Origin of the sequence: Bradyrhizobium sp. WD16 (genome assembly GCF_024181725.1) — a bacterium.
In the GTDB taxonomy this organism is placed as follows: domain Bacteria; phylum Pseudomonadota; class Alphaproteobacteria; order Rhizobiales; family Xanthobacteraceae; genus Bradyrhizobium_A.
Window position 1 is genome coordinate 2,259,558 of record NZ_CP028908.1, and the last position, 25,814, is coordinate 2,285,371.

The 25,814-nt window shown below is 65.1% G+C and carries 20 protein-coding genes; 14 read left to right on the forward strand and 6 right to left on the reverse strand.

What is annotated here, in order from left to right:
* Window positions 1–216: 216 nt before the first annotated feature.
* Entirely contained in the window at window positions 217–1,632 is a 1,416-nt protein-coding gene (locus tag DB459_RS10470) for a hypothetical protein (RefSeq protein WP_253712783.1), read from the reverse strand.
* Window positions 1,629–2,624: an NAD-dependent epimerase/dehydratase family protein gene (locus DB459_RS10475; RefSeq protein WP_371926917.1), complete on the reverse strand. Its 996-nt coding sequence runs from the start codon at window positions 2,622–2,624 to the stop codon at window positions 1,629–1,631. The genes DB459_RS10470 and DB459_RS10475 overlap by 4 nt, the downstream gene beginning before the upstream one ends.
* A 216-nt stretch (window positions 2,625–2,840) precedes the next feature.
* Here DB459_RS10475 and DB459_RS10480 point away from each other — a divergent pair, with 216 nt between their 5' ends.
* The 6 genes from DB459_RS10480 (at window position 2,841) to DB459_RS10505 (ending at window position 7,578) form a co-directional block, all read left to right on the forward strand.
* Window positions 2,841–4,058, forward strand: coding sequence for a glycosyltransferase family 87 protein (locus DB459_RS10480; protein WP_253712785.1), 1,218 nt, complete (start codon window positions 2,841–2,843; stop codon window positions 4,056–4,058).
* 2 nt (window positions 4,059–4,060) lie between these two features.
* Window positions 4,061–5,275: a glycosyltransferase family 87 protein gene (locus tag DB459_RS10485; protein WP_253712786.1), complete on the forward strand. Its 1,215-nt coding sequence runs from the start codon at window positions 4,061–4,063 to the stop codon at window positions 5,273–5,275.
* Window positions 5,276–5,375: 100 nt separating this feature from the next.
* Entirely contained in the window at window positions 5,376–6,104 is a 729-nt protein-coding gene (locus tag DB459_RS10490) for an AzlC family ABC transporter permease (protein ID WP_253712787.1), read from the forward strand.
* Window positions 6,097–6,414: an AzlD family protein gene (locus tag DB459_RS10495; protein WP_253712788.1), complete on the forward strand. Its 318-nt coding sequence runs from the start codon at window positions 6,097–6,099 to the stop codon at window positions 6,412–6,414. The genes DB459_RS10490 and DB459_RS10495 overlap by 8 nt, the downstream gene beginning before the upstream one ends.
* 90 nt (window positions 6,415–6,504) lie before the next feature.
* Entirely contained in the window at window positions 6,505–7,203 is a 699-nt protein-coding gene (locus DB459_RS10500; RefSeq protein ID WP_253712789.1) for a TetR/AcrR family transcriptional regulator, read from the forward strand.
* A gap of 63 nt (window positions 7,204–7,266) precedes the next feature.
* Entirely contained in the window at window positions 7,267–7,578 is a 312-nt protein-coding gene (locus tag DB459_RS10505) for a hypothetical protein (protein ID WP_253712790.1), read from the forward strand.
* Here the strand turns inward: DB459_RS10505 and DB459_RS10510 are convergent, their stop codons facing one another.
* Window positions 7,579–7,968 carry a cytochrome c family protein gene (locus DB459_RS10510; RefSeq protein ID WP_253712791.1) on the reverse strand — a complete coding sequence of 130 codons (390 nt, stop codon included), beginning with the start codon at window positions 7,966–7,968 and terminating at the stop codon, window positions 7,579–7,581.
* A 191-nt stretch (window positions 7,969–8,159) separates the two neighbouring features.
* Between DB459_RS10510 and DB459_RS10515 the strand changes: the two genes are divergently transcribed.
* The 6 genes from DB459_RS10515 to DB459_RS10540 all read left to right on the forward strand — a co-directional run bounded on the left by DB459_RS10515 (window position 8,160) and on the right by DB459_RS10540 (window position 16,082).
* Window positions 8,160–9,653, forward strand: a complete 1,494-nt coding sequence (locus DB459_RS10515) for an FAD-linked oxidase C-terminal domain-containing protein (protein WP_253712792.1) — start codon at window positions 8,160–8,162, stop codon at window positions 9,651–9,653.
* Between the two features lie 11 nt (window positions 9,654–9,664).
* Window positions 9,665–10,909 (forward strand): FAD-binding protein, encoded by a 1,245-nt coding sequence (locus DB459_RS10520; protein WP_253712793.1) that lies wholly within the window; start codon window positions 9,665–9,667, stop codon window positions 10,907–10,909.
* Window positions 10,906–12,288, forward strand: coding sequence for a glycolate oxidase subunit GlcF (gene glcF, locus DB459_RS10525; protein WP_253712794.1), 1,383 nt, complete (start codon window positions 10,906–10,908; stop codon window positions 12,286–12,288). The genes DB459_RS10520 and glcF overlap by 4 nt, the downstream gene beginning before the upstream one ends.
* 406 nt (window positions 12,289–12,694) lie before the next feature.
* A complete protein-coding gene (locus tag DB459_RS10530) occupies window positions 12,695–13,072 on the forward strand; it encodes a histone (protein ID WP_253712795.1) in 378 nt (125 codons plus the stop codon).
* A 512-nt stretch (window positions 13,073–13,584) separates the two neighbouring features.
* Window positions 13,585–14,565 carry a TorF family putative porin gene (locus DB459_RS10535; RefSeq protein WP_253712796.1) on the forward strand — a complete coding sequence of 327 codons (981 nt, stop codon included), beginning with the start codon at window positions 13,585–13,587 and terminating at the stop codon, window positions 14,563–14,565.
* A gap of 188 nt (window positions 14,566–14,753) precedes the next feature.
* Entirely contained in the window at window positions 14,754–16,082 is a 1,329-nt protein-coding gene (locus DB459_RS10540; protein WP_253712797.1) for a chloride channel protein, read from the forward strand.
* Between the two features lie 28 nt (window positions 16,083–16,110).
* On the opposite strand, the gene DB459_RS10545 is transcribed toward DB459_RS10540, so the two are convergent.
* Window positions 16,111–17,850, reverse strand: coding sequence for an ABC transporter ATP-binding protein/permease (locus DB459_RS10545; RefSeq protein WP_253712798.1), 1,740 nt, complete (start codon window positions 17,848–17,850; stop codon window positions 16,111–16,113).
* A 289-nt stretch (window positions 17,851–18,139) separates the two neighbouring features.
* Here DB459_RS10545 and DB459_RS10550 point away from each other — a divergent pair, with 289 nt between their 5' ends.
* Together DB459_RS10550 and DB459_RS10555 are read left to right on the forward strand one after the other, a co-directional pair.
* A complete protein-coding gene (locus DB459_RS10550) occupies window positions 18,140–19,804 on the forward strand; it encodes an L-lactate permease (RefSeq protein WP_253712799.1) in 1,665 nt (554 codons plus the stop codon).
* A 151-nt stretch (window positions 19,805–19,955) separates the two neighbouring features.
* Complete coding sequence (locus tag DB459_RS10555) at window positions 19,956–20,333, forward strand: META domain-containing protein (protein ID WP_253712800.1); 378 nt, start codon at window positions 19,956–19,958, stop codon at window positions 20,331–20,333.
* A 245-nt stretch (window positions 20,334–20,578) separates the two neighbouring features.
* Here the strand turns inward: DB459_RS10555 and DB459_RS10560 are convergent, their stop codons facing one another.
* Together DB459_RS10560 and metH are read right to left on the reverse strand one after the other, a co-directional pair.
* Window positions 20,579–21,979, reverse strand: coding sequence for a hypothetical protein (locus DB459_RS10560; RefSeq protein WP_253712801.1), 1,401 nt, complete (start codon window positions 21,977–21,979; stop codon window positions 20,579–20,581).
* Window positions 21,976–25,806: a methionine synthase gene (gene metH / locus DB459_RS10565; RefSeq protein ID WP_253713513.1), complete on the reverse strand. Its 3,831-nt coding sequence runs from the start codon at window positions 25,804–25,806 to the stop codon at window positions 21,976–21,978. The genes DB459_RS10560 and metH overlap by 4 nt, the downstream gene beginning before the upstream one ends.
* Between the last annotated feature and the right edge of the window lie 8 nt (window positions 25,807–25,814).

Here is a 25,814-nt window from a genome sequence, read left to right on the forward strand (position 1 = left end):
GCGTGCCTTGCCGGCCGTTCACGGCTATCCGGGCGCGGCGTGAAGCCGCCGAGAGCCTGCTCGACGAGCGCTGCGAACGCGAGTGGCGTCCGGTCCTCGTAATGGGGGGAGGCGTTCGATCCGTGCGATCGCTTGCTCGCACAATTCACGCGCGGAGATGTTCCGGCTGCGGCAGCGCTGCCGCCTGTTCCGGCGCGGTCGCATAGGTCAGCTCGCTCATCCTGTCCTCCCGGCTGTCCGGTCGGGGGGCCGTTTAGTTTGTTCGGGCTCGGAGCGAAGGATGTCAGCGCCCCCATCGCAAAGCCTTGCGGCAAGGCGTCTCGCCTTGGCCATGGCGGTCAAGGTGGGCGGGCAGCAGCCGACCGCATCGAGCACGGCGCCATCGACGCAGATCACGCCAGGCCCGGTCCGGTCTTCGAGGAAATCAGCGATGCCGCGCCACGCACCGCCGCGGGGCCTGACCTGCAGGTCGTGGTAATGGAAGCCAAGGCCGGGCGCGGTGAGGCTCGTCCGCAGCACCCGTCCGCCGACGGCGCGCAGCAGCGCCGTCATGTCGGCCAGGGCTGGATCCCTGCCGGAGCGCATGGCCCCGCCGGACCGCGCGACGATGCCGGTGCCCATCGAGGCGATCTCGATTCGCACGATGCTCCGCCGGGTCCAGAGCTGAATGGGGGTGACGAGCGACGCGGCCCGCGGCGCGACGCGGCCCCGTAGCACGGAGAAACATCGGCCAACGATGGCGGCAGACAGCAGGTTCAAATCGGCCAGCGACATATCGTAGAGCGAGGCGAAGGAGGTGCATGTCGCCCCGTCATGCTGCTCGATAGTGAGCGCGTTGAAATGGTTTGGCGCGAAGTCCGGACGCGAACGTAAGAGCGGCCTCAGACCGGATGCGTAGAGCATCCACGGCGCGTGATCGGCGAAAGATGCCGCTTCGAGATCGGTGAAGGACCGCAGGAGGAGTTGCGCATTACCAATGACGCCGGCGGCGAGCAGCACGCGTTTCGCCGCAATGGCGCCGCCGCTTATCAGCCTCACCATCCAACCGTCTCGGTCGGGCGCGATGGAGTGAGCGCGGCCGGCGACGATGTCGCTGGAAAATTTGCCAGCGGCCGTCGCGAAAACCTCGCGCATGGCAGAAAGGCCAGCGGCTGGCACGTCGGTCGAGCCCGTCAGCAGCCTCGGCAGGGCGAGGCGATAGCCCGGGCGTGGCAGGATGCCGTCGAGCGCCTCGCCGCCCCCCACTCTGAACAGGCTTTCGATCGCGTCGACCTCGGTCAGGTAATCGGCGTGGCTGCGGAAGGTGTCGGCCGGCCAGGCATCGCCGGCGTCGACGGCGACGAACTGTTGCCCCCAATAATTGGCGAGCCCGCCGATCGCTGCCGTGGCCCACAGCGACTTCGATCCTTGCTTGCCACCGCCGAGCAGATCGGCGACGCCGGCGTGTTCGCCGCGTTCGGCGGCCACTGCACGAACCTTCGGGTGCAGCCAGGTGCGACGGTCCGCCGGCAAGGTCTCCCCGGTGACGATGGCAATGCGCAGAGGACCGGACATTCCGTCGAGGGCAGCGATCGCCGCGGGCCCCGATCCAATGATGACAAGGTCGTAGCGCACGGCGGCGGCTCCCGTCACGGTGCTGCTCCCGGTGCGGCAGGACGGGTGCCGAGCGGGGCCAGCGTCCTGCCGAGCGATGCGAGCGAAGGTGCGGTGTCGAGCGGCTGCAGGCCGATCAGGCCATCGAGCCGTTCGGTGAGCCTGCTGCGGAAGAGGCCGTCGATGAAGTTCGTCAGCAGGCGGAGCGGCGCGCTTGGCAGCGGGATCATCAGCGGCGGTCGCCGGCCGGCGCGTAGCGCCGTCAGGCTCAGAACTTCGGCGAAGCTGAGCGGTTCGACGGCGCCGAGCTGCACCAGTTTCGGGGGCTGCTCCATAGTCGCGATCTGGGAGAGACAGTCGCAGAGCTCACCCGCCTCTATCGGCTGGATGCTTCGCCGTGCGCCGACGATCGGTACCGCGGGCAGCCGGGCCAGGCGAGCGAAACTGGCAAAGACGCTGGCTGGCGGATCGCCGTAGACCAGCCCGGGCCGAACAATGATCTCGTCGGGTTCAGTCAGCAGGCGCTCGATCGTCCATTTGCTCCGGCCATAGACGTTGCGGGCATCCGGTCGGGCGGACTGGCTCGACACGAAAATGAAGCGGCAACGGTGTCCGTCACGGCGCCAACGGCGGAGCTGAGCGACGAGCTTCCGGGATCCTTCGATGTCCAGCTCGGCCGCGCGCTGCACCGAGGCGCTGCCGGTCAGCGCGGCACTGGCCAGATGAATGACAATATCGGCAGTGCTGCAGTCGGCCGGCAACTCGTCGCCGAGATGCCAGGTGCGGATCGTCCCGTTCGCTGTCGGCGTGCGACCGAGCGCGATGACCTCGTGGCTCTGGCCGCGCAGCACGGCCGTCAGCCGCTGGCCGATGAAGCCCCGCGCCCCGGTGATCGCGATACGGCTCATCGGAGAGGCGATCGGCGCTGGCGGCGCGGCGTCGTGGACTTGGGGGCGTGGCCGTTGGACATGAGAGTGAAGGGCGCCATCATCGGGATCGCATTCGTCGCTCGCGGCGAGAGGGCCATGCATAGAGCGAGAACGTTTCGGGACAGCTAAGGCGATGTCGTTTACCCGTCGGCCAAAAGCTTAAGGCTTTCTCAATGCGCCCTCCTTAGCCTGCCAACCACGCATGGTCGGGCAGCCGTCGGCCCGCCCGCGACACGCGCCAGTTCGATCCGCCTTTTCCATTCGCCGCTTGCGGCCACCCGCGGATGCTGTCGCGGGTTGCTCAAGCTGAGTTGATCCATGAGCGTGTCCGAGCCCCTGCCGCCCCTCAGTCCGGTCGATCCGTTGCCGCCCTGGCCGGTCAAGATGTGCGTCGTGCTGTGCATCGCGCATGCGCTGTTCTTCCCGTTGGCTTATGGCCATCTGTGGATCATCGACGGCAAGGGGCTCGGGATCCCCGCCGATTTCGTCCACGTCTGGGCGTCGGGACGCCTGGCGCTCGAAGGGCACCCGTCCTGGGCTTATGACTGGGACTTCAACAAGGCGCTTCAGGTCGCAACCCTCGGCCAAGGCTACGACGGACATTTTGCCTGGCAATACCCGCCGACATATTTGTTCGTTGCGGCGGCGCTGGCGAGTCTTCCTTATGTCGCCGCCTTCATTCTTTGGCCGCTCGTCAGTTTCGTCCCGTTCGGATTGACCATGCGTCTTCTGGTCGGCCGGCCGTTTGGCTGGCTGCTGGCAGGCGCGTTTCCGGCGTTTCTCGTCAATGTCACCATCGGCCAGAACGGTTTTCTCACGGCGGCGCTGATCGGCGCGACGCTCTATCTGCTGCCGAGCCGCAAAGTGGCAGCCGGCATCTGCCTCGGCCTGCTCAGCTACAAGCCGCAATATGGCCTGCTGTTTCCACTTCTTCTGATGGTCGCCGGCGAGTGGCGGGCTTTCTTCGCGGCGGTGGCAGTGACCCTCACCCTGGCCGCGGCGGCATGGTTGGTCTTCGGCACCGAGAGCTGGGTCGCTTTTTTTCACGCGCTACCAAAATTCTCCCAGGCCTTCCTGTCCGACGGCAAGGCCTATTGGGGCAAGATGCAGAGCCTCTATACCACCGTCCGCCTGTTCCAAGGCAGTGAGGCCATGGCCTGGGTTGCGCAACTGGGTCTCGACGCACTGGTGGTGGTCGCGCTCGTCACGCTGTGGCGTGGCTGCGCCGCCTATTGGCTCAAGGCCGCCGCGCTCGCCACCGGTACCCTGCTGGTGACGCCCTACATCTTCATCTACGACCTGATGGCGCTCGCTATCCCGGTGGCGCTGCTGGTGCGGACCGGTCTCGCCGAGGGATTTCTCGGCCACGAACTGCCGGCGCTCGGCGGCGTTTTTTTGCTGCTTGCGATCTATATCGTCACCGGCGTGCCCACCGGGTTTGCGGCGACGGTGCTCGTCGCTGTGCTGCTCGGTCTGCGCTACGCTGCCGCGACCGTGGCGGAGCCGCGCCGGCAAGCCGCCGAAATCGGCGCCTGACCATGGCGAGGTCCGCCGCGCCGCTTCCTCACGCGCTGCTTACCTTCGATCCGCAGCGCTTTGTCGTCGTGATGATGCTGGCACTCGCCGCCATGAATGCGCTGTGGTGGCTACTGGCCGCGCTCACCGGGCAGTGGATCACCGATTCCCGCGGCATCGGCATCCCTACCGACTTCGTCAACGTCTATGCGGCCGGCCGGATGGTGCTTGAGGGCCGGCCGGCAGCGGCCTATGACTGGAACGCTCACAAGCTTGTCGAGGAAGCCGTGCTTGGCGGGCCGTTCGACGGATTCATCGCCTGGCATTATCCGCCGCCCTATCTGCTGGTCGCGAGGGAGCTGGCGCGGCTGCCCTATGTCCTTGCTTTTGTCGTCTGGGTGGCGACGAGCTTTGCGATCTACACGATGGTGATCCGTCGCCTGCTCGGATCGCCGCTCGGCTGGCTGCTCGCATTCGCCTGGCCGCTCACGCTGCATAATGTGCTGATCGGCCAGAACGGTTTTCTCACTGCGGCGCTGCTCGGCGGGGGGCTGCTGGCGTTGCTGAGGCGGCCCTGGATCGCTGGCGCGCTGATCGGCTGTCTGCTCTACAAGCCGCAATTTGGCCTGCTGCTGCCGCTGGCCCTTGTCGCCGGCGGCTTTTGGCGGAGCTTTGCCGCAGCGGCGGTGACGGCGATCGTGCTGGTTGCCATGTCGTTCCTCGCCTTCGGCGCCGACGCCTGGACAGCCTTCATCGACTGGCTCCCGCGCACCTCCAGTAGCTTCCTGGTGGAGGGCCGGGCCGAGTTCGGCCGGATGCAAAGTGTGTTGTCACTGGTGCGTTATCTCGGCGGGTCCGACTTGCTGGCGCGTAGCGCGCAGGTCGTCATGAGTCTCGGCGCCGCGGTTGCAGTCGTCGTGATCTGGCGCCGGCGCGTATCCTTCGAGATGAAGGCGGCAGCACTCGCCACGGCGGTGCCGCTGGCGACCCCTTATCTCTACGCCTACGATCTTGTGGTGCTCGTCATTCCCGTGGCGCTGCTGCTCAGGCTCGCCGCCGGCGAAACCCTGCAGGGAGGCGAGCTGGCGCTTCTCGGGGTTGGTCTCGGCCTGCTGGTGGCATTTCCCTTCGTGGTCGCGCCGGTCGGTCCCTTCGCGGCACTGGCGATCGGAGCCGTGGTGCTGGGTCGGGCATTCGGTGCTGCAACCATCGGTAGGCTCTCCGCCGCTGACGCATGACTCATATGCAGTCGCCTGTGCAGCACCTGTCGGCGCGCCTCCGTGCTTGACCGGGGCGCACGCGTGCCTCAATCGTTATGCTCCGCAGCGGGCGTCATCGATGACCTCTCCCCATCGTCCCGATCAACTTCATGCGTCGGCCTACTGGTCGGGCGAAGCCATCGTGCCCGGCATCTACGCGATCGCGCCGATGCTGCCGGGGACCCTGGCATTCGGCCTCGCCTTCGGTGCACTCTGTGCCCAGAAGAAATTCTCGCTCGCCGAAGTCGAGGTGATGATGGCCATCGTCTATGGCGGGCTGTCGCAATTCGTGGCGGTGCAATCGTGGCCCGACCAGCTCACGATCTCCTCCATAGCGACGCTGGCCCTGCTCATCACGACGGTGAACATCCGCTTCGCGTTGATGAGCGCCAGCCTGCGGCCTTGGTTCGGCACGCTGCCGCCATGGCAGGCCTATCCCTCCATGCTGCTGGTGACCGATGGCGGCTGGCTCGCGGCGATGCGCTATCGCGAGCACGGCGGTGCCAATGCCTGGTTCTTCGTCGGCGGCGGCATCGTGCTCTATGTGGTGTGGCTGTTGTCGTCGATTCCGGGGTTCCTGCTGGCGGAACAACTTTCCGATCCGAAAAAATACGGCGTCGACTTGGTGATGCCGGCCTTCTACGCAGCGATGCTGGTGCCGGCCTGGAAGGGCGTTGGGCGGGCGGTGCCATGGGTGATCGCAGGGGCGGTGGCGCTGCTCGTCTACTACACAGTGCCGGGCTACTGGTTCATCATCCTCGGCGCGGTCGCGGGTAGCGTCAGCGCGGGACTTATGCCCGATGACTGAGATGCTGCGTCCCGAAGTGATGTTCGCCTTTGTCGTGATGATGGCAGTTACCGTTGCATCGCGGCTAGGCGGCTTCTGGCTGATGCGCTACGTCACCATCACCCCGCGGGTGCGACGTATGCTCGAGGCGCTGCCCGGATCGATCATCGTCGCCGCGGCCCTGCCGGTCGCAGTCGATGGCGGCGTCGTGGTGGTCGGTGCCATCGTCGCCGCGATGATCGTGACCGTGGTCCGGCGCAACGACTTCATCGCGGTGTTTACCGGGATGGCGGTTGCGGCCCTGGCGCGAGCTGCCGGATTGGGTGGATGACCAGGTCAGTCGCTGATGCTGCAGTTGCGAAGCGACACCCTTGCCACTCCTTCTGAATTAGTGTTCAGATTTAGAAGGGACATTGGCTCAATGGTTTATCGGCGAACTCATCAGGTCGTGCGCCGCCTCGCGGCGCGACGCCATGCCATTCTCACCGCCGCCCGTGAGGCAGCCTCGGAAGGCGGCATGGCAGCGGTTCAGATCGCGCCTGTGGCGAGCCGCGCTAATGTCGCCGCGGGGACGGTCTATCGCTATTTTCCTTCCAAGGCCGATCTGATCTCCGAACTGATCGCCGACGTCTCTCAGGATGAGCTGACGGCGATTCGCCGTGCCGCTGACGCCGCGCCCGGGCCATCTTCGGCGCTGGCGGCGGCTGTCACCACGATTGCCGTCCACGTCGTGTCACACCGCAAGCTTGCCTGGGGCATTCTGGCCGAGCCGGTGGACGTCGACGTGACCGAATCGCGTCTCGCCAGCCGGCGTGCCATCGCCGCCGAGCTGAAATCGCGCATCGATGCCGCGGTGCGCGCCGGTCATCTGCCGGCGCAGGATACGGAGCTCGCAGCTACGGCCGTGCTCGGTGCTCTGCATGAGGCGCTGGTTGGGCCTCTGGCGCCGAACGATCTCGACGATCGCGGCAAATTGCGCGATGCCGTCCAGACCGTTTCGCTGCTGGCGCTGCGCGCCGTCGGGGTGATGGACGCCCGGGCGCGTGGCCTCGTGGTTCAGGCGGTGCTGCCGGCCCAGGCGGCACTGCCGGCGAAATCGACCACGGTGCTGGCGGGCTGAATGGGGCGGATTGCCGCGTCGCCCGCCGGTTGGCGGGCGCGTGTGAGGGCGGGAGGCTGAGTCATGACCCGATCGCGCCCGACGCGGAGTGGACAACGACCCGATCATTCGAGTCTCGACCCGCTTGTACTCGATCTCGTGGAATGGGTTGAGCGCTTGCCGCGGTCCTATGCCGAAGTCATGGAGGCCTGGCGCACATCCTGCCCGCGGCTGACGGTGTGGGAGGACGCAGTTGATCGCGGTCTTGTGGTCCGCGAGCGCGGCCGCGTGGTTCCAACCGAAGCCGGTCGGGCCTTGCTCAAGCAAATGCGGCCCAAACAAAACGGGCGGCTCCTTCCGGAGACCGCCCGTCTATTGCCGGCTGTGCGCGGCTGATTACTTCTTCTTGCCGTCCGGTCCGAACTGCGAAATGTACGACCAGAGGTCATCGGTCTCTTTTTCGTTCTTGATACCCGCGAAGGCCATCTTGGTGCCCGGGACCTTGGCCTTGGGATCCTTGATGTATTCCTTGAACTGGGCTTCGTTCCAGGTGATGCCGGAGTTCTTGTTGGCATCAGAATAGCTGTAGCCCGCGACGGTGCCGGACTTGCGGCCGTCGAGCCCGTTCAACTCCGGCCCGACCTTGTTCTTGGCGCCTTCACCGATGGCATGGCAGGCGAGGCACTTTTTGAAGGAGTTCTCGCCGGCCGCAACATCGCCGGCGGTGGCAGCGCCGCAGGTCGCAGCGAGGATCAGCATCGAGACGGACAGGCCCAGCAATTTCATTCCATTTCTCCCTAGGGATGGATTTTGGCGTGGCGGACATTGCCTTGCAGTTGCGGTCAGCACAAGTGGAACGGAACCTGGTGTTTTCGTCGGAACTGCCGGGCCGACATCCGCAAAGCCTATCTGCTTGATTTGCAGGCAATGGTGAAGGAGAAGGAAGGTGTCTCCCCGCTCAGTGCCAGAGGATTGAGATGTCGATCAAAATGCCGGAGCCCGATCAGGCGGTCCTCGCCCGTCGTGCTGCCATTGTCGCCGACCTGCGACGGATCGTGGCCGGCGAGGGGGTAATCGACAGCGCCGAGGAAATGCTTCCTTACGAATCCGATGGCGTCACCGCCTATCGCCAGACGCCGATGGTGGTGGTGCTGCCCGACACCACCGGACAAGTTTCGGCGGTGCTCCGTTACTGTCATGCCAATGGCATCAAGGTGGTGCCGCGGGGATCCGGAACCTCGCTGTCCGGCGGCGCGCTGCCGCTGGCGGATGGTGTGCTGCTCGGGCTCGGCAAGTTCAAGCGCATCCGCGAGATCGATTTCGACAACCGCGCCGTGGTCACCGAGCCGGGCGTCACCAACCTCGCCATCAGCCAGGCGGTGGCGCATGCCGGCTTCTATTACGCGCCCGATCCGTCGTCACAGATCGCTTGCAGCATCGGTGGCAACGTCGCGGAGAATTCGGGTGGGGTGCACTGCCTCAAATACGGCATGACCACCAACAACATTCTCGGCTGCGAGATCGTGCTGATGGATGGCGAGGTGCTGCGCATCGGCGGCAAATGCGCCGAGTCCGCCGGCTACGATCTGATGGGCGTGATCACCGGCTCCGAGGGGCTGCTCGGCGTAATCACGGAGGTCACGGTGCGTATCCTGCAGAAGCCGGAGACGGCGCGGGCGCTGATGGTCGGTTTCACCAGCGTCGAAGCGGCGGGTGAATGCGTGGCGCGGATCATCGGCGCCGGCATCATTCCCGGCGGCATGGAGATGATGGACAAGCCGGCGATCCATGCCGCCGAGGCCTTCGTTCATGCCGGCTATCCGCTTGACGTCGAGGCGCTCCTGATCATCGAGCTCGACGGTCCCGGGGTCGAGGTCGACGAACTGATCCTGCGTGTGGAGACCATCGCCAAAGCCTGCGGCCAGGCCACGTTGCAGATTTCGACCTCCGAGCAGGAGCGGCTGCTGTTCTGGGCCGGCCGCAAGGCGGCCTTCCCTGCAGTCGGGCGGATCTCGCCCGACTACCTCTGCATGGATGGCACGATTCCCCGCGGCAAGCTGCCGGAGGCGCTGCGCCGGATCCGAGCCCTTTCGGAAAAATACGGCCTCGGCTGCGCCAACGTGTTTCATGCCGGTGACGGCAACCTGCATCCCCTGATCCTCTACGACGCCAACAAGCCCGGCGAGATGGACAAGGCGGAGGCCTTCGGCGCCGACATTCTGCGCGCCTGTGTCGAACTCGGCGGAGTGTTGACCGGTGAGCACGGCGTCGGGGTTGAAAAGCGCGATCTGATGCCGGAGATGTTCAGCGCGATCGATCTCGCGCAGCAGCAGCGCCTGAAATGCGCCTTCGACTCGCAGGGACTGCTCAATCCCGGAAAGGTGTTTCCGACGCTGCATCGCTGCGCCGAACTGGGCCGCATGCACGTCCATGGCGGTAAGCTCGTCTTTCCCGATATTCCAAGATTCTGAAGGCTGGTGACGTGGACAGTCTGAGACCTCGCGACGTCAAGGACGTCGAACAGTCGGTGCGGGATGCGCTCGCCGCCGATCAAACCCTTGAGATCGTCGGCCAGGGCACCAAGCGGGCCATCGGCCAGCCGGCGGCGGCCAATGCCGTGCTCGAGCTGGCAGCGCTCAATGCCGTGAAGGGCTACGAGCCCAGTGAACTCATCCTCACGGTCGAGTCGGGCGCGCCGCTTGCCGACATCGAATCGCTGATCGACGCCAAGAACCAGGAATTCGCCTTCGAGCCGATGGACCCCGCGGCGCTGCTGGGCACGTCTGGTGGACGAGGCACCGTTGGCGGCATGATCGCCGCGGGTCTCGCCGGGCCGCGGCGGGTCCGTTCCGGCGGCGTGCGCGACCATCTCCTCGGCGCCAAGGCCGTATCCGGCTTCGGCGAGGCTTTCGCCGCCGGGGGCAAGGTGGTGAAGAACGTCACAGGCTACGACCTCTGCAAACTGTTGGCGGGGTCCTGGGGCACCCTGGCGGTGATGACCGAGGTAACCCTGAAGGTGATGCCCAAGGCCGAAACCGTATCGACGCTGGTACTGAGCGGCCTCGACGACATCACCGCCAATCGGGCGATGACCGCGGCGCTCGGCTCGCCGTTCGATGTCTCCGGCGCAGCCCACATCCCGGCCTCGGCGCTGCGGGACGACGGCGTGGGCCTGGACGGAGTCGGCGCCGCAGGGCAGGCGCTGACGCTCATCCGGCTCGAAGGCATCGGCGTATCGGTCGCCGATCGCGCCCGCTCGCTCGCCGCCGCGCTCGCGGGCTTCGGTCGCGCCGAGATCGTTTCTGGCGAGGCCCAGTCGCGCGGCCTCTGGCTCGCGATCCGCGACGTGACCCCCTTTGCCGCAGCCGGGCCGGTCGGCGCCTGGCCGGTGTGGCGCGTCGTCTGCCCGCCGGCGAGCGGCGGCCACTTCGGCGACGCTTTCGCCCGCGAGACCGGCGGCGACCTGATCTACGACTGGGGCGGCGGCCTGATCTGGGCGGCACTGCCGCCCACCGCAGACGGTTGTGCGGTGCGCTTGCGCGATCGGCTCAAGGCCATCGGCGGTCATGCCGTCCTGATCCGCGGCGGTGAGGACTTGCGCGCCGCAATTGACGTTTTTCAGCCGCTCGAGCCGGGGGTCGCTGCGCTCAGCCGCCGGGTCAAGGCCAGCTTTGATCCGAAGGACATCTTCAACCGCAACCGGATGGCGAGAGGCACGGGCGCATGAGGACGGAATTCTCGCTCGCCCGACTGGCCGACCCCGACATCGCCGAGGCCGACAAGATCCTGCGGGCCTGCGTGCATTGCGGTTTTTGCACCGCGACCTGCCCGACCTACGTGTTGCTCGGCGATGAACTCGACAGTCCGCGCGGCCGCATCTACCTGATCAAGCAGATGCTGGAGAAGGACCAGGTGCCGACCCCGCAGGTCGTCAAGCACATCGACCGCTGCCTGTCCTGTCTCGCCTGCATGACGACCTGTCCCTCGGGCGTGAACTACATGCATCTCGTCGACCAGGCGCGGGTACGCATCGAACAGCAGGCGCAGCGCCCTGCGGCGGATCGATTGCTCCGCGCTGTACTTGCAAGGGTGCTGCCGCGTCCCGGCTTGTTTCGCGCAAGCCTGTTGGTGGCGCGGTTGGCGCGGCCCTTCGCCGCGCTGCTGCCCGGCGCGGGGGATGCCGCCAAGCCGGGCTTTTTGCGCCGTCTGCGGGCCATGCTGGCGCTGGCGCCCGGCCGTCTGCCGAAGCCCGGGCCGCGCGGCGGCACCGTGTTTCCGGCTCAAACGCCACGGCGTGGCCGCGTGGCATTGCTGCAGGGATGCGCCCAGCAGGTGCTGTCGCCGACGATCAATGCCGCCGCCATCCGCGTCCTGACCCGGCAGGGAATCGAGGTGGTGCTGGTTGCCGAGGAGCAATGCTGCGGCTCGCTGACCCATCACATGGGCCGCGACGAGGAGGCCCTGGCCAACGCCCGGCACAACATTGATCGCTGGACAGCGGAGGCTGACCGCAACGGCCTCGATGCCGTCCTGGTGACGACTTCGGGCTGCGGCACGACCATCAAGGACTATGGCTACATGCTGCGTACCGATGCTGCTTATGCGCAGAAGGCAGCGCGTATATCGGGTCTGGCGCGCGATATCAGCGAATATCTCGCGTCGATCGACGTCGCGTGGCCGACGGCGCGGGGCGACCTCGTGGTCGCCTATCATGCGGCATGCTCGTTGCAGCACGGGCAGAAAATCACGCAGGCTCCGAAAGAACTACTTTTCAAGAGCGGATTCGTGGTGAAAGATGTACCCGAGAGTCACCTGTGTTGCGGTTCAGCGGGCACCTACAACATTCTGCAGCCCGATCTCGCGGATCGACTCCGCGAGCGCAAGGTCGCCAACATCGCCTCGGTGAAGCCGGACGTCATCGCCGCCGGCAACATCGGGTGCATGGTGCAGATTGCCGGAGGCACTTCGGTTCCCGTGGTGCATACGGTCGAGCTGCTGGACTGGGCGACCGGCGGTCCGCAGCCGGAGGCGCTGCGGGGCCCGGGCTCCGTCGGCAACGCCCGTGGGGCACTAAGCCGCGCGGTGGGAGATGTGCCAGTCGAGTGATGGCGTGAGTGACGCCGGCGAGTGACGAGTGAGGGATGACCTAGGTTGGGCTGGTCGGGGTCATCCGGATCTGATCGCCGGGGCTATCCGGGCTCCGAGCTGGCGAGGTTGGTCGGACGAGTGTGTCTGGCGCGGCGGTGCGGCGCGGCGAGATTGAATTCGGGGGGTGGTCGGTCAGCATGCGCGGGGGCGCTGAGTCCGGTTCGACAGTTTGAGCAAATTCGACGATTCCGACGAAAGGCGTCGCGGCAGCCTTGGTGCTCACCTTGAGCTATCATTTGGGGCGATGACTTCGGCGACGACGTCGGTAATGACATTGGTGGCGACCTTGGTGACCAGTTCGGCTGTCGAGGGTCATCTTTAGCGGTTCATCTTTGACTTCGTTGGCGGCAACAGGAGGACGACAATGGCGAAAGCGAAGAAGGCCAAGAAGAGCAAGAAGGCGAAGAAGCAGACGCGTGTGACCAGGGCGGCGAAGAAGTCCGCTAAGAAGTCGGCCAAGAGAGCCGCAAAGAAATCGGCCAGGAAGGCCGCGCCGAAGAAAGCGGCGAAGAAGTCCGCCAAAAAGGCTGCCAAGAAGACCGCGAAGAAGTCGGCCAAGAAATCAGCCAAGAAGTCAGTGAAGAAATCGGCGAAGAAGGCGACCCCGGCCCGCAAGGTGCGAGCACGACGGGCCGCGGCCGCCCCCGCGCCGTTGGTGGAGCCCGAGGCTTCGCCAGCGCCAATTCAAACGGCTGTCTGGGGTGAACCGGCCGAGCAGGGGACCGGCGAGGCCAACGGCTGAATCCGCTATCCCTGGACCCGTCACTGTAACCAGATCGGCGAGTGGCTTTCCGGTCTCGTGACAATCTGTTCGCCACGAGGCCCGAGACGCGTCCGACGAACCCAACAAAGGCCGCGCGACCGCGCGGCCTTTACCGTTTCCATTTCGATCAGGCGATCTGGATCGGGCGCGCCGCTGTGCCAATGGCAACGAGCGAATCGTTTTCGCCTCTTCAACCTATTCGAGAGCCTGCCGAATCCTTGGGCGACGATGATGCGTCTGGGAGGATTGGGCTGACCGACTACCGTTTTATCCGGCTTAAGTGTTGTGAACTTGCAACACTTATCAGCCAAACCGATCGCACGAGGAGTATTTGCCTAAAAGGGCGGCAGATGCCCGCGTTTTTTGCTTCACGGTTCCGTGCGTCTTCCGCGAAGGTACCTCCGGAATGAATTTCGGACAGTCGATCGGTTGATTGCCGCTGGGTGGCGCTCAGCAATGAGGCTGAACTTCAACCAATGATGGGGATGGACATGAAGAACAAGAAGATTGGTTTGGCAGTCGCAGCCGCTCTGGCGCTGACTTCGGGAGCAGCCTCCGCAGCCGACCTTCCGGCCAAGGTCTACACCAAGGCGCCGCCGGTCGTGGCCGCCGTGCCGGCCTGGGACATCGCGTTCGGCAGCGCGATCATGAGCGACTACATGTTCCGCGGCGTGACCCAATCGAACCACAAGCCGTCGGTCACCGCCTATTTCGAACCGCGCTACAACATCAATCCGAACCTCCAGCTCTATGTAGGCTCGTCCTTCGAGAGCATCTCTTTCGCCAACCGCGCCGCGGCTGAGGTCGACATCTACGGCGGTATCCGCCCGACCTTCGGCCCTCTCGCCCTCGACGTCGGCGTTTGGGGCTATCTCTATCCGGGCGGCCAGTGCATCGACACCGTTCAGGGTGGCGGCAACCTCTGCCCCGTTGGCTCGAGTGCCCTTGCCAACGGCAACATCATGAAGAAGGACGTTTCCTTCTACGAAATCTACGGCAAGGCCAACTATACCTTTAACGACTACTTCCAGCTCGGCGGCACCGCCTACTGGACGCCGTCGTTCCTGAATTCCGGCGCCGACGGCACCTATGCTTCGGTGATCGGCAAGGTCACCGCCCCGACCGCCTGGTTTGGCGCTTCGGGTGTCGGCGCCTATGTGTCGGGAGAGTTTGGTCGCCAGTGGCTCGGCACCACCGACGCCTTCTACGGCAACATCAAGTTCGCCGACTACAACACTTGGAATGTCGGCCTCGGCTTCACGTGGAAGGTCTTCACCCTGGACCTGCGCTACTCCGACACCAACCTGTCGAAGGGTGATTGCAACGCCTTCACCAGCGACTTCCGGACCACTGATACCGGCTTCCCGACGGCTGCCAACAACGTGGCTCCGTTCGCCGGCTCCAACTGGTGCGGTGCGACCTTCATCGCCAAGCTGTCGGCCGATCTCAGCCTGATCAACAACATCAAGTAAATCTTCGTCCTCCCGGACGACGACGACCTGGGCGGCAGAGCAATCTGCCGCCCTTTTGCTGTGTGCCGGATCGTGCCATGGCCGGGCTCGTGCAACGGGTATCCGCGCCGGTGGCGGCATCGGTATGGGTGCCGAATCGGGTATCGAACATCGCATCAGGCCCGACATCGCCATTCGGAAGCTCAGCATTGATTCTCAATCGCTACGCCCGGCATCTCGGCGTCCGCTCGCAAATCGCGCTCAAGCGCTGGCTGCGGCGGCTGCTGTTCGTCGCCGGCGGCGTCGTGGTCGGGCTGGCCGCGATCCTGATGGCGAAACTGGCGGATCAGGCCCAGCTGCTGTTCCGGTGGCTGACCGCTCCGTCGCCATATGTGGCTCTCGGCCTGACGCCGCTCGGCTTCGGCTTCGCCATGCTGCTGGCCGTCAAGGTTTTTCCTAACGCCCAAGGCAGTGGCATCCCCCAGGTGATTGCCGCGCTGCGGCTTCCCGACCAACGCCAGCGGGCGCCGCTCGTCTCTCTCAAGGTCGGTCTCGGCAAGATCGTCGTCATGACCCTCGGTCTCATTTGCGGGGCATCCACTGGCCGCGAAGGGCCAACGGTCCAGGTCGGCGGCGCGATCATGTTTGCCATCGGCAGATGGGCGCCGTTCCGACAGCCCGGATTTCTCCTCGCCGGCGCGACCGCCGGTGTCGCCGCCGCGTTCAACACGCCTCTCGCCGGCATCGTGTTCGGGATCGAGGAGTTGAGCCGGTCGTTCGAAATGCGCACCAGCGGTCTGATCATCGGCGCGATCATCGCCGCCGGCCTGACGTCGCTCGCGATCCTCGGCGATTATCATTATTTCGGCTCGACCTCGGCGGCCCTGCCGCTCGGTCGTGCCTGGCTCGTGGTGCCGGTCTGTGCGGTGACATGCGGGTTTGCCGGTGGACTGTTCAGCCGGGTCGTGTTGCTGTTCGCCGCCGGGCTGCCCGGGGTGGTGGGTGGTTGGATCCGGCGGCACCCGGTGGCCTTCGCGGTGCTGTGCGGTATCGGCGTCGCTCTCGCCGGGTTGGCCAGCGGCAGCCCCATTGCCGGCACCGGTTACGCCGAGGCGCGCGCCATCATCCATTCCAGCGATTGGCCGGCTTATGGCTATGGTCCCTGGAAATTCGTGGCCACGCTGCTGTCGGCGATCAGCGGCATACCCGGCGGCATCTTCGCGCCGTCGCTGGCCATCGGCGCAGGTATCGCGTCGGACCTCAGTCTGGTGCTGACCGATGTGCCGATCGGCGCGCTCGTGCTGATCGGAATGGAGTCCTATCTCACCGGCGTGGTGCAGGCCCCGATCACCTCTTTCGTGATTGTCTCGGAGATGACCAATGACCACGCCATGGTGATTCCACTGATGGCGGCGGCGCTGATCGCCAACCGTGCTTCCAAGGTGATCGTGCCTGAAGGGCTCTATCACGCCCTGGCGAAGCTGTTCCTGCGCGCTTCAGCCCAGCGCCATCCGGACCAGGCACCGATCACGCGCTGAGCCGCGGCCCAGTTCGTGTAGCGCCATCTCACGCCTTCACTGTTTCCCGGCCCTCGCCGAGCGCGAACTCCTTGCCGTTGGGTGCCATCCGCGCCGTGCGGTCGTGGAACGCTTCGAGGGTGGAACGGTGGCCGATGGAAACGATCGTCGCCATCGGCATCCTATCCTGCAGCAGCCGGTAGAGCAGGGCCTCGGACGGTTCGTCGAGCGAAGCTGTGGCCTCATCGAGGAACAGGAAATCGGGCCGCTCGAGCAGAACGCGCGCCATGCCGAGCCGCTGCTGTTCGCCGAGCGAGAGCTGGCGATTCCAGTGCGCCTCCTCGTCGATGCGGTCGCTGAGCGCGGGCAGGCCGACGTCGCCGAGCACCTCGCGCAGCCGCTCGGTGGTGAAGGCCTGCGGTGGAGAGGGATAGGCGATGGCTGCGCGCAGCGCTCCTACCGGAAAGTATGGCCGCTGCGGCAGCACCATCAGCTTCGCGTGCGCCGGAATGCGGATGGTGCCGGAGCCGAACGGCCAGGTGCCGGCGATGGCGCGGAACAGCGTCGACTTGCCCGATCCGGACGGGCCGGTCACCAGCACGCGTTCGCCGGGCTGCACAGCGAAGCCGTTTGCACTGACCAGCGGCTGTCCCTTGGGCAATTGCACCAGCAGGTCGTGCAGCGCAAGTTCGCCTTCGCCTTCGACCATGCGGATGGTGTCGCCTGACACCGTGAGCGCGTGCCCGCTGGCGATGGCCGCCTCGAAGCCGCCAAGACGATCGACCACCGCGCGCCACTCGGCGAGCTGACGATAGATCGAGACGAAGAAGGACAGCGCGCGTTGCACGCTGGAAAAAGCCGAGGCGGTCTGCATCATGCCGCCAAGCTGGATCTTCTCGGCGAAATAGGCCGGCGCTACCAGGATGTAGGGAAATATGACGGCAGCCTGGGAATAGCCGGCCGTGAAGGCGGTCACCTTTTTGGTGCGGCGCATGATGGCGAGCCAATTCTCGACGACATGGCCGAAGCGTTCCGCCAATCTTTCGCGCTCAGCGGCCTCGCCCTTGAGCAATGCGATCTGTTCGGAATTCTCCCGCACCCGCACCAGATTGAAGCGGAAGTCGGCCTCGAAGGCCTGCTGGCGGAAATTCAAACTGGCCAGCGGCCAGCCGATCAGATGTGTCAGCGTGGTGCCGAAGATCGCATAGACCAACGCGCCCCAGACGAGATAGCCGGGAATATTGAACTCGGAGCCGAACAAATGCAGTGGCGCGGCGGCGGATAACCCCCACAGGATGACGATGAAAGATGCCAAGGTTACCACTGACGACAACAGGCCGACGCCGATGGCGAGCGTGTTCTCGACGAACAGCTTGACGTCATCGGTCATGCGCTGGTCCGGGTTATCGGCGGCGTCGCCGAGCAGCTGCATCCGATAATGATTGCCGTCGCCGAGCCAGGCACCGAGATAGTGATTGGTGAGCCAGCGCCGCCAGCGGATCTGCAGCCACTGGTTCAGATAAAGCTGGTAGACCGCGAGCAGAATGAAGATGGCCGCCAGAACACAGAAGTAGGTGATCTCGCTGACGAAGTTCGCCCAGTTGCGCTCCTGCAGCGCATTGTAGAAGCGGTTGTTCCACTGGTTGATGAGGACATCGATGCCGACCAGCGCGAGCTCTATGGCGATCACCGCCCCGAGCAGGCCGCGGCCGGCCCAGCGGTCTTCGGAACGGAAGTAGGGGGCGGATAGGCGCCAGGCGGTCGCGAGCGTCGAACGAAAGCTATTCACAGATGGCTGTCTCCGGAGAGGGGCTGGCAAGTAATTCAAAACACGACAAAAACGCCCCAACTACGACTAAAGTCGCAAGCAGTTTGGTATACAATATCTTGTCGTGCACTTCGACTACACCCTACCATGTTGAGACTGCTGGGGCGCATTACATCAAGAGCACGGGAAACTGCGAGGCCGTCGGGACCGAATCGCCCGCCGCCGTCATCCTCCTGAATTCCCGCCTGTCCCCGGACCGTGTCGGCCCGATCAGCGAATCAGGCCAATCAAGACTTCGTGGGGAGGATCCATGTGGAACCAGGTTTATAATCCGCTCGGCAGCCCAGTGCTGTCGACCATCGCCGCCGCCATCCCGGTGGTCACGCTGCTGGCATTGATCGCCAGCAACAAGGTCAAGGCCCACATCGCCGCGCTGATTGCGCTTGTGGTCGCCAATCTGGTGGCGGTCTTCATCTTCACCATGCCTGCCGGCATGTCGGTGCGCGCCAGCATTCTCGGCGCCGTATCCGGCTTCTTTCCGATCGGCTGGATCGTCCTCAACGTCATCTTCATGTACCGCCTGACGGTGGCGACCGGTCGGTTCGAGCTACTCCAGCGCGCGGTGGGCGGCGTCACGCCGGATCGGCGCCTGCAGTTGCTGCTGATCGCCTTCGCCTTCGGCGCCTTCTTCGAGGGGGCCTCCGGCTTCGGCACGCCTGTGGCGGTGACCGGCGCCATCCTGATCGGCCTCGGCTTCTCGCCGCTCGCCGCGTCGGGCCTGTCGCTGATCGCCAATACCGCACCGGTCGCCTATGGTGCGCTCGGCACGCCGATCCAGGGACTCGCTTCGGTCACCGGCCTCGATCCCTACATCCTCGGCGCCATGGTTGGCCGGCAACTGCCGGTGTTCTCGCTGATCGTGCCGTTCTGGGTGGTGTGGGCCTTCGCTGGCTGGAAGGGCATGAAGGAAGTCTGGCCGGCGATTCTTGTCACGGGCATCACCTTTGCCGTTCCGCAATTCGTGATCTCGAACTACGTCAATCCGTGGATCGTCGACATTGGCGCCTCGCTGATCTCCATGGCCTGTCTGATCGGTTTCCTGAAGGTGTGGTCGCCCAAGCAGCTCTGGCTTTCGCCGGCGCTACGCAGTCGCGACGAGTCTGCCGGTTCGGTGCCGCCGCCGAAGCCGATGGACACAAGGCCGCTGTCCTCTGCTGAATTCTGGTCGGCCCTGACGCCGTGGATCATCGTCTGCGTCGTGCTGCTGATCTGGGGCTCGGGCTGGTTCAAAAACGCCGTCAACCCGATCTTCACCTGGAACTACGCCGTGCCGGACCTGCACCAGATGATCAACAAGGTGCCGCCGGTGGCGGCGAAGCCGACGCCGGAAGGCGCGGTCTTCGCGTTCCAGTACCTGTCCTTCACCGGCTCCGGCATGCTGATCGCGGCGATCATCTCAGGCTTCGTCATGGGGTTCTCGCCGGCCAAGATGGTCGCCGAATACGGCCGCACCATCCGCATCTGCGCCTATTCGCTGATCACCATCTCGGCGATGCTGGCGATCGGTACGCTGACGCGGCTGTCCGGCCTCGATGCCACACTCGGCCTCGCCTTCGCCGCGACCGGCATCCTCTATCCGTTCTTCGGCACCCTGCTCGGCTGGCTCGGCGTCGCCCTGACCGGATCGGATACCGCCTCCAACGTGCTGTTCGGCAACCTGCAACGGATCACGTCGGAGCAGCTCGGCCTGTCGCCGGTCTTGATGGCCGCCGCCAATTCGGCGGGCGGCGTCATGGGCAAGATGATCGATGCCCAGTCGATCGTTGTCGCCTCGACCGCGACCAACTGGTTCGGTCACGAGGGTACCATCCTGCGCTTCGTGTTCTGGCATTCCATCGTGCTGGCCTGCCTGGTCGGCGTGCTGGTGATGTTGCAGGCCTATGTCCATCCGTTCACCGCGATGGTCCTGCATTAACGCGGATCGGCAGCGGTCCCGGTCCATCACCCCGCGGCGCGAGCCGCGGGGTCTTTGCCCTCATGCACTGGCCAATGCCAGTCGCCGCGGCTACAACGGCGCCCGGATTTCGGATGGGAGCGGTTGAAACGTGATGCGCGGCGGACGACGAATGGCAATGGTCATGGTGCTGGCGATTGGTGTCGCCGGACCAGCCGCAGCAGACGAGTTTCCCTTCGGTCTCGAGATGACGCTCGACGCGCTGCCGATGCCCGGGTCGAAGCGCGTTCCATCGCTGGAGATTGACGACAAGGGCGAGGTCCGGCTGGAATTGTGGTGCAAGGGTGGTCGCGGCCAGTTCTCGGTCGCCGGCGACACCGTCGTCTTCATGCCCGGGGCGATGGAGCGGCGCTCCTGCCCAGCCGAGCGGGCCGCAGCTGATGATGCCCTGGTCGCCGCGCTCACCGAGGCCACCAGCTGGAAGCGACAGGGCGAAAGCGTGACCTTCACCGGCCCGAAGCCGCTACGTTTCCATCTGCTCAGCAACTAGTGTCCCGTCTCCGAATTACCGCTACGTTTGCCTCGCACTCGCACGGTAATTCGGAGACATAGGGACACTAGCAAAATCAAAGTGCTAGTGTGGCCTATGTCTCGCAATTGCCTACAGGGGCTTGCCGCAAAGGGCATAGGCAATTGCGAGACGCCACACTAGCGCGGTGGGTCTGACGCTTGTACCTGCGCTACAGCGAGTCTTCGAATGGCCTCGCCGAGGCGAACAAAACCCCGAAAGACGGGCTATTTCCAGGTGGCGTTCTCGGAATCCCAGCGCTGGGCCTTCAGCGCGCGCGCAACTGCGGTGAGTGCATCGCCTTCGTCCGTGGCCAGGCTGTCTTCGCCATTGCTGTCGGAAGCATCGACGACCTTGAGCTTGGCGCCGGAACTCTCGTCAGCGTTGCTGATCGAGGGATAACTCAGCCAAAGCACCAGGCGGTCGCCGCCGGCGGGCTTCTCAGCCGCGACCATTGCGCTGAACTCGAGGGTTTCGGTGAGCGCGAGCCCCTGCAGGGCGGCATTTGGTCGTCGGACGACGAGCCTGAGCTCGCCGCTATCCCCGTTCCAGTGCGCTGACGTGGCAGTCGCCCCGAGCGCCTTGGCGATGGTCGTCGACAAGGTGGCGGCGAGCTTGTCCTTGGCGATACGGCCGCCTTCGCGGAAATCTCCGGCCGCGATGCGAAGCGTGCGCTCCATATCGAGTTTGCCGTTGGTCCAGCCGGTGGCAAGCACTCCCGGGGTGGACTTAAGCTTGGCAACAAATTCGGCGGCGCGTTCCGGATCGACGTTCATCCGCACCACCTGCTCGCCTTTGCGCAATTCGGTGCAGGACGGCAGCAGGCTCGACAGCGAGACCTCGACGTTCTGGCCACGCAGGCTGTTGACGAAGTCGACGACGCTCTCCGGCTTGAGGCGCACCGCGACCGCCTCCGGGGAGGCGGTGGTGTAATCGGCCGGCGCGACGATGATCTCGTCATCCGCTTCCTGGCCGGCTTTGTATTCCTTTTCGCTGATGTCGGTGTTGTCAGCGGACGAAATCGTCGAGACGCTGCCGCCGACGGTCACCTTGCCCTCGAAGCTGACACCGTTCGCCGAGACCTTGCGGGTCAGGGCGACCGTAACCGGCTGCTTGGCTCCGATGCTCTCGGTCGCGCCGGTGAGCTTCTGGCCGTCGATGGTGAGGTTGGCGACAAAGCGGTCCTTGCGGCCGGAAGCCGCGCCGGCTGGATAGCACACGTCAAGGACCGCGGTCGTGACATTGCCGGCCGTACGCGTCTCTTTAAGGACGGTGTCGGCCTGGTCGTCCATGATGCCGCCGATCGAAGTGATATAGCGGACCTCGTCGGCTGGCGGCGCAGCCTTGGTGTCTTTTCTGGTCTGGGCGTAGCTCGGAGTGGCGCCGAGCGCAGTGGCGAGAATGAGGAACGCGGGTAAGCCGGTCGCACGCATGGGCAGCCTCGGGCCGAAAAGCCATTGAGCGGCGCCAGTCGGTGACGGCGTCGCAGGACGGACGGATTGGATTTCGTCGTACGGGCCATGTCGCGGCACCGGTCGCCGGAATCGAGAGGGCACAATCTCAAAACCGCAGGCAATAGGCGAGGGCTTTTTCAGCCCTCTTCGCCGTGGCCGGAGCGACGGGCTCAACCGCGGCTAGCCATCTTGCGCAGCCGCAGGTGCATGGCGCAGGCACAACCCGCCGGGTGAGTCGCCGGATCATCGGCCGGCGACTCAGCCGGGCTGTTGGCATTGGCGGCCGGAAGATAGTTCAGCACTGGAGCGAGCCAACGTTCCGCTTCCGCCACCGTCCAGCCCTTGCGTGCGGCATAATCCTCGACCTGGTCGCGCTCGATCTTGCCGACACCGAAATAAAAACTGTCAGCATGGCTCAAATAGAGGCCTGATACCGAGGCGCCGGGCCACATGGCGAAACTTTCGGTGAGTTGGACGCCGGTCGAGCGCTCTGCGTCGAGCAGGCGGAACAGCGTTGCCTTCTCGGTATGGTCGGGCTGTGCCGGATAGCCGGGGGCCGGCCGGATGCCAGCATACTCCTCGGCGATCAAGCCGGCATTGTCCAGCGCCTCGCCAGGGGCGTAGCCCCAGAATTCGGTGCGCACGCGCTGGTGCATGCATTCGGCAAAAGCCTCGGCGAAACGGTCGGCGAGCGCCTTGACGAGGATCGACGAGTAGTCGTCATTGGCCCTCTTGAAGCGGTCGGCCACGGCGTCTTCGCCAAGGCCGGCGGTGACGACAAAACCGCCGATATAATCGGCGACCCCGCTCTGCACCGGCGCGATGAAATCGGACAGGGCCACGTTGCGCCGACCTTCGCGCTTGGGGAGTTGTTGGCGCAGCGTATGGAAGGTTGCGAGGGACTCCGTGCGCCGCTCATCGGTGTAGACGACGATGTCGTCGCCCACGGCGTTCGCCGGCCAGAATCCGATGGTGGCGCTGGCACTGAACCAGTTCTCCGCGATGATCCGCTTCATCATGGCCTGCGCGTCGGCATAGAGCGAGCGCGCGACCTCTCCGACGGTTGGGTCGTCGAGAATGGCGGGGAAACGTCCGGAGAGCTCCCAGGTCTGGAAGAACGGCGTCCAATCGATGAAGTCGACGAGTTCGGCCAGCGGGTAGTTGCTGAAGCTGTGGCTGCCGAGGAACGATGGCTTGATCGGCGCCGCCTTGCTCCAATCGATCGGGAAGGCGTTGGCACGAGCGTGCTCGAGCGTCAGCCGTGCCTTGTCGGATTGGGCGCGGGCATGGGCCGTGGCGATCTTGAGATATTCCTGGCGGACTCCGTCGGCATAGCCGCGGCGCCGCTCCGGGGATAACAGCGCGGACGCGACGCCGACGGCGCGGCTGGCATCATTGACGTGGACCACGGGGCCGCGGCGGTAGTTCGGATCGATCTTGACTGCGGTGTGGACGCGGCTCGTGGTGGCGCCGCCGATCAGCAGCGGCAGATCGAGCCCGCTGCGCTCCATCTCGGCGGCGAGGTGGCACATCTCGTCGAGCGAGGGCGTGATCAGGCCGGACAAGCCGATGATGTCGGCGCCCTCGGCCTTGGCGGTCTCGATGATCCGGGTAGCGGGCACCATGACACCGAGGTCGATGACCTCGAAATTGTTGCACTGAAGCACGACGCCGACAATGTTCTTGCCGATGTCGTGGACATCGCCCTTGACCGTGGCGAGCACGATCTTGCCGGCGCTGCTGCTGCGCTCGTCCTCATTGCCGGCGGCACGGTTGCGCGCCTTCTCCTCTTCCATGAAGGGCAGGAGATAGGCGACGGCCTGCTTCATCACCCGGGCTGATTTCACCACCTGAGGCAGGAACATCTTGCCGGCGCCGAACAGGTCGCCGACGATATTCATGCCGCTCATCAGCGGGCCTTCGATCACCGCCAGAGGCCGGTCGGCGGCGAGGCGCGCCGCCTCGGTATCCTCCTCGATGAATTCGGTAATGCCATGGACCAGGGCATGGCTGAGCCGCTTATCCACCGGCCAGGCGCGCCAGGCGAGGTCCACAGTCTTGGCCTGCTTCTCCTGGCCGCGGAATTTCTCGGCCAGTGCCAAGAGCCGTTCGGCGCCGCCGCTGTCGCGGTTGAGGACAACGTCCTCACAGACCTGCCGCAGTTCCGGATCGAGATCATCATACACCGCCATCTGACCGGCATTGACGATGCCCATGTCCATGCCGGCCTTGATGGCATGATAGAGGAAGACCGAATGCATCGCCTCGCGCACCGGCTCGTTGCCGCGGAACGAGAATGACAGGTTCGAGACGCCGCCCGAGACGTGGGCATGGGGCAGATGGCTGCGAATCCAGCGGGTCGCCTCGATGAAGTCGACGCCGTAATTGTCGTGTTCCTCGATGCCGGTGGCTATGGCGAAGACGTTGGGATCGAAGATGATGTCTTCCGGCGGGAAGTTCAGGCGTCCCACCAGGATGTCGTAGGCGCGCTTGCAGATCTCAGTCTTGCGCGCGAAGGTATCAGCTTGGCCGGCTTCGTCGAAGGCCATCACCACCACCGCCGCGCCGAAGCGGCGGGCGATGGTCGCTTCGCGGATGAATTTCTCCTCGCCTTCCTTCATCGAAATCGAATTGACGATCGGTTTGCCCTGGACGCATTTCAGTCCGGCTTCGATCACCTCGAACTTGGAGGAATCGATCATCACCGGCACCCTGGCGATGTCGGGCTCGGAGGCGACGAGGTTGAGGAAGGTGGTCATCGCCTGCTGGGAGTCGAGCAGGCCCTCGTCCATGTTAACGTCGATGATCTGGGCGCCATTCTCGACCTGGTCTCGCGCCACCTGCAGGGCAGCGGCATAGTCGCCGGAGGTGATCAGCTTGCGGAAGCGGGCCGAGCCGGTGACGTTGGTGCGTTCTCCGACGTTGACGAAGGGGATTTCCGGCGTCAGTTCGAACGGCTCGAGGCCGGACAGCCGCAGCCGGGGCGCGATCTGTGGCACCTTGCGCGGCGTATGGCCCGCCACGGCTGCGGCAATGGCCGCGATGTGTTCGGGCGTGGTGCCGCAGCAGCCGCCGACGATGTTGACGAGGCCGGCCGCGGCGAATTCGCCGATCAGGCGGGCCATGTAGTCGGGGCTCTCGTCGTATTGACCGAATTCGTTGGGCAGGCCGGCATTGGGATAGGCACAAATCAGGCTGTCAGCGACGCGGCCGATGTCGTCCACGTGAGCGCGCAGATCAGCGGCGCCGAGTGCGCAATTGAAACCGATGGTGAACGGCGCGGCATGCCGTACCGAATTCCAGAAGGCTTCCGGGGTCTGGCCGGACAGGAGCCGGCCCGACTTGTCGGTGATGGTCCCGGAGATCATCACCGGCACGTGCCTTCCGGTGGCCTCGGCAATTTCCGCAGCGGCATAGAGCGCCGCCTTGGCGTTGAGCGTATCGAAGATGGTCTCGATCAGCAGGAGGTCGACGCCGCCGTCGATCAGGCCGCGGATCTGTTCGGCATAGGCCAGGCGCAGGTCGTCGAAGGTGACCGCGCGATAGCCGGGATTGGACACGTCCGGCGAGATCGAGGCCGTGCGATTGGTCGGGCCGACGGCTCCGGCGACGAAGCGCGGCTTGCCGTCCTCGGCTTCGACGCGCGTCGCGGCGGCGCGGGCGAGTTTGGCGCCTTCGAGATTGAGCTCATAGGCCAGCGACGACAGATCGTAATCGGCCTGGGCGATCGCGGTGGAGGAAAAGGTGTTGGTGGCGACGATGTCGGCGCCGGCGCGCAGATATTGGGCGTGGATGTCCTCGATCGCCTGCGGCTGGGTCAGGATCAGGAGGTCGTTGTTGCCGCGCAGGTCGCGGGCGAAATCGGTGAAGCGGGTGCCCCGAAAGGCCGCCTCGTCGAATTGCCGCGCCTGGATCATGGTGCCCATGGCACCGTCGAGCACAAGGATGCGCTCGCTGGCGAGCTGGCGGAGGCGGGTTTCGGTGCTGGAACGGAAGGTCATGCTGATCT

Bases quoted from the DNA above. Each gene is read 5' to 3' on its own strand.
- DB459_RS10475 (WP_371926917.1), bottom strand. From the start codon at position 2,624: ATGCATGGCCCTCTCGCCGCGAGCGACGAATGCGATCCCGATGATGGC.
- DB459_RS10480 (WP_253712785.1), top strand. From the start codon at position 2,841: ATGAGCGTGTCCGAGCCCCTGCCGCCCCTCAGTCCGGTCGATCCGTTG.
- DB459_RS10485 (WP_253712786.1), top strand. From the start codon at position 4,061: ATGGCGAGGTCCGCCGCGCCGCTTCCTCACGCGCTGCTTACCTTCGAT.
- DB459_RS10490 (WP_253712787.1), top strand. From the start codon at position 5,376: ATGACCTCTCCCCATCGTCCCGATCAACTTCATGCGTCGGCCTACTGG.
- DB459_RS10495 (WP_253712788.1), top strand. From the start codon at position 6,097: ATGACTGAGATGCTGCGTCCCGAAGTGATGTTCGCCTTTGTCGTGATG.
- DB459_RS10500 (WP_253712789.1), top strand. From the start codon at position 6,505: ATGGTTTATCGGCGAACTCATCAGGTCGTGCGCCGCCTCGCGGCGCGA.
- DB459_RS10505 (WP_253712790.1), top strand. From the start codon at position 7,267: ATGACCCGATCGCGCCCGACGCGGAGTGGACAACGACCCGATCATTCG.
- DB459_RS10510 (WP_253712791.1), bottom strand. From the start codon at position 7,968: ATGAAATTGCTGGGCCTGTCCGTCTCGATGCTGATCCTCGCTGCGACC.
- DB459_RS10515 (WP_253712792.1), top strand. From the start codon at position 8,160: ATGTCGATCAAAATGCCGGAGCCCGATCAGGCGGTCCTCGCCCGTCGT.
- glcF (WP_253712794.1), top strand. From the start codon at position 10,906: ATGAGGACGGAATTCTCGCTCGCCCGACTGGCCGACCCCGACATCGCC.
- DB459_RS10530 (WP_253712795.1), top strand. From the start codon at position 12,695: ATGGCGAAAGCGAAGAAGGCCAAGAAGAGCAAGAAGGCGAAGAAGCAG.
- DB459_RS10535 (WP_253712796.1), top strand. From the start codon at position 13,585: ATGAAGAACAAGAAGATTGGTTTGGCAGTCGCAGCCGCTCTGGCGCTG.
- DB459_RS10550 (WP_253712799.1), top strand. From the start codon at position 18,140: ATGTGGAACCAGGTTTATAATCCGCTCGGCAGCCCAGTGCTGTCGACC.
- DB459_RS10555 (WP_253712800.1), top strand. From the start codon at position 19,956: ATGGCAATGGTCATGGTGCTGGCGATTGGTGTCGCCGGACCAGCCGCA.
- metH (WP_253713513.1), bottom strand. From the start codon at position 25,806: ATGACCTTCCGTTCCAGCACCGAAACCCGCCTCCGCCAGCTCGCCAGC.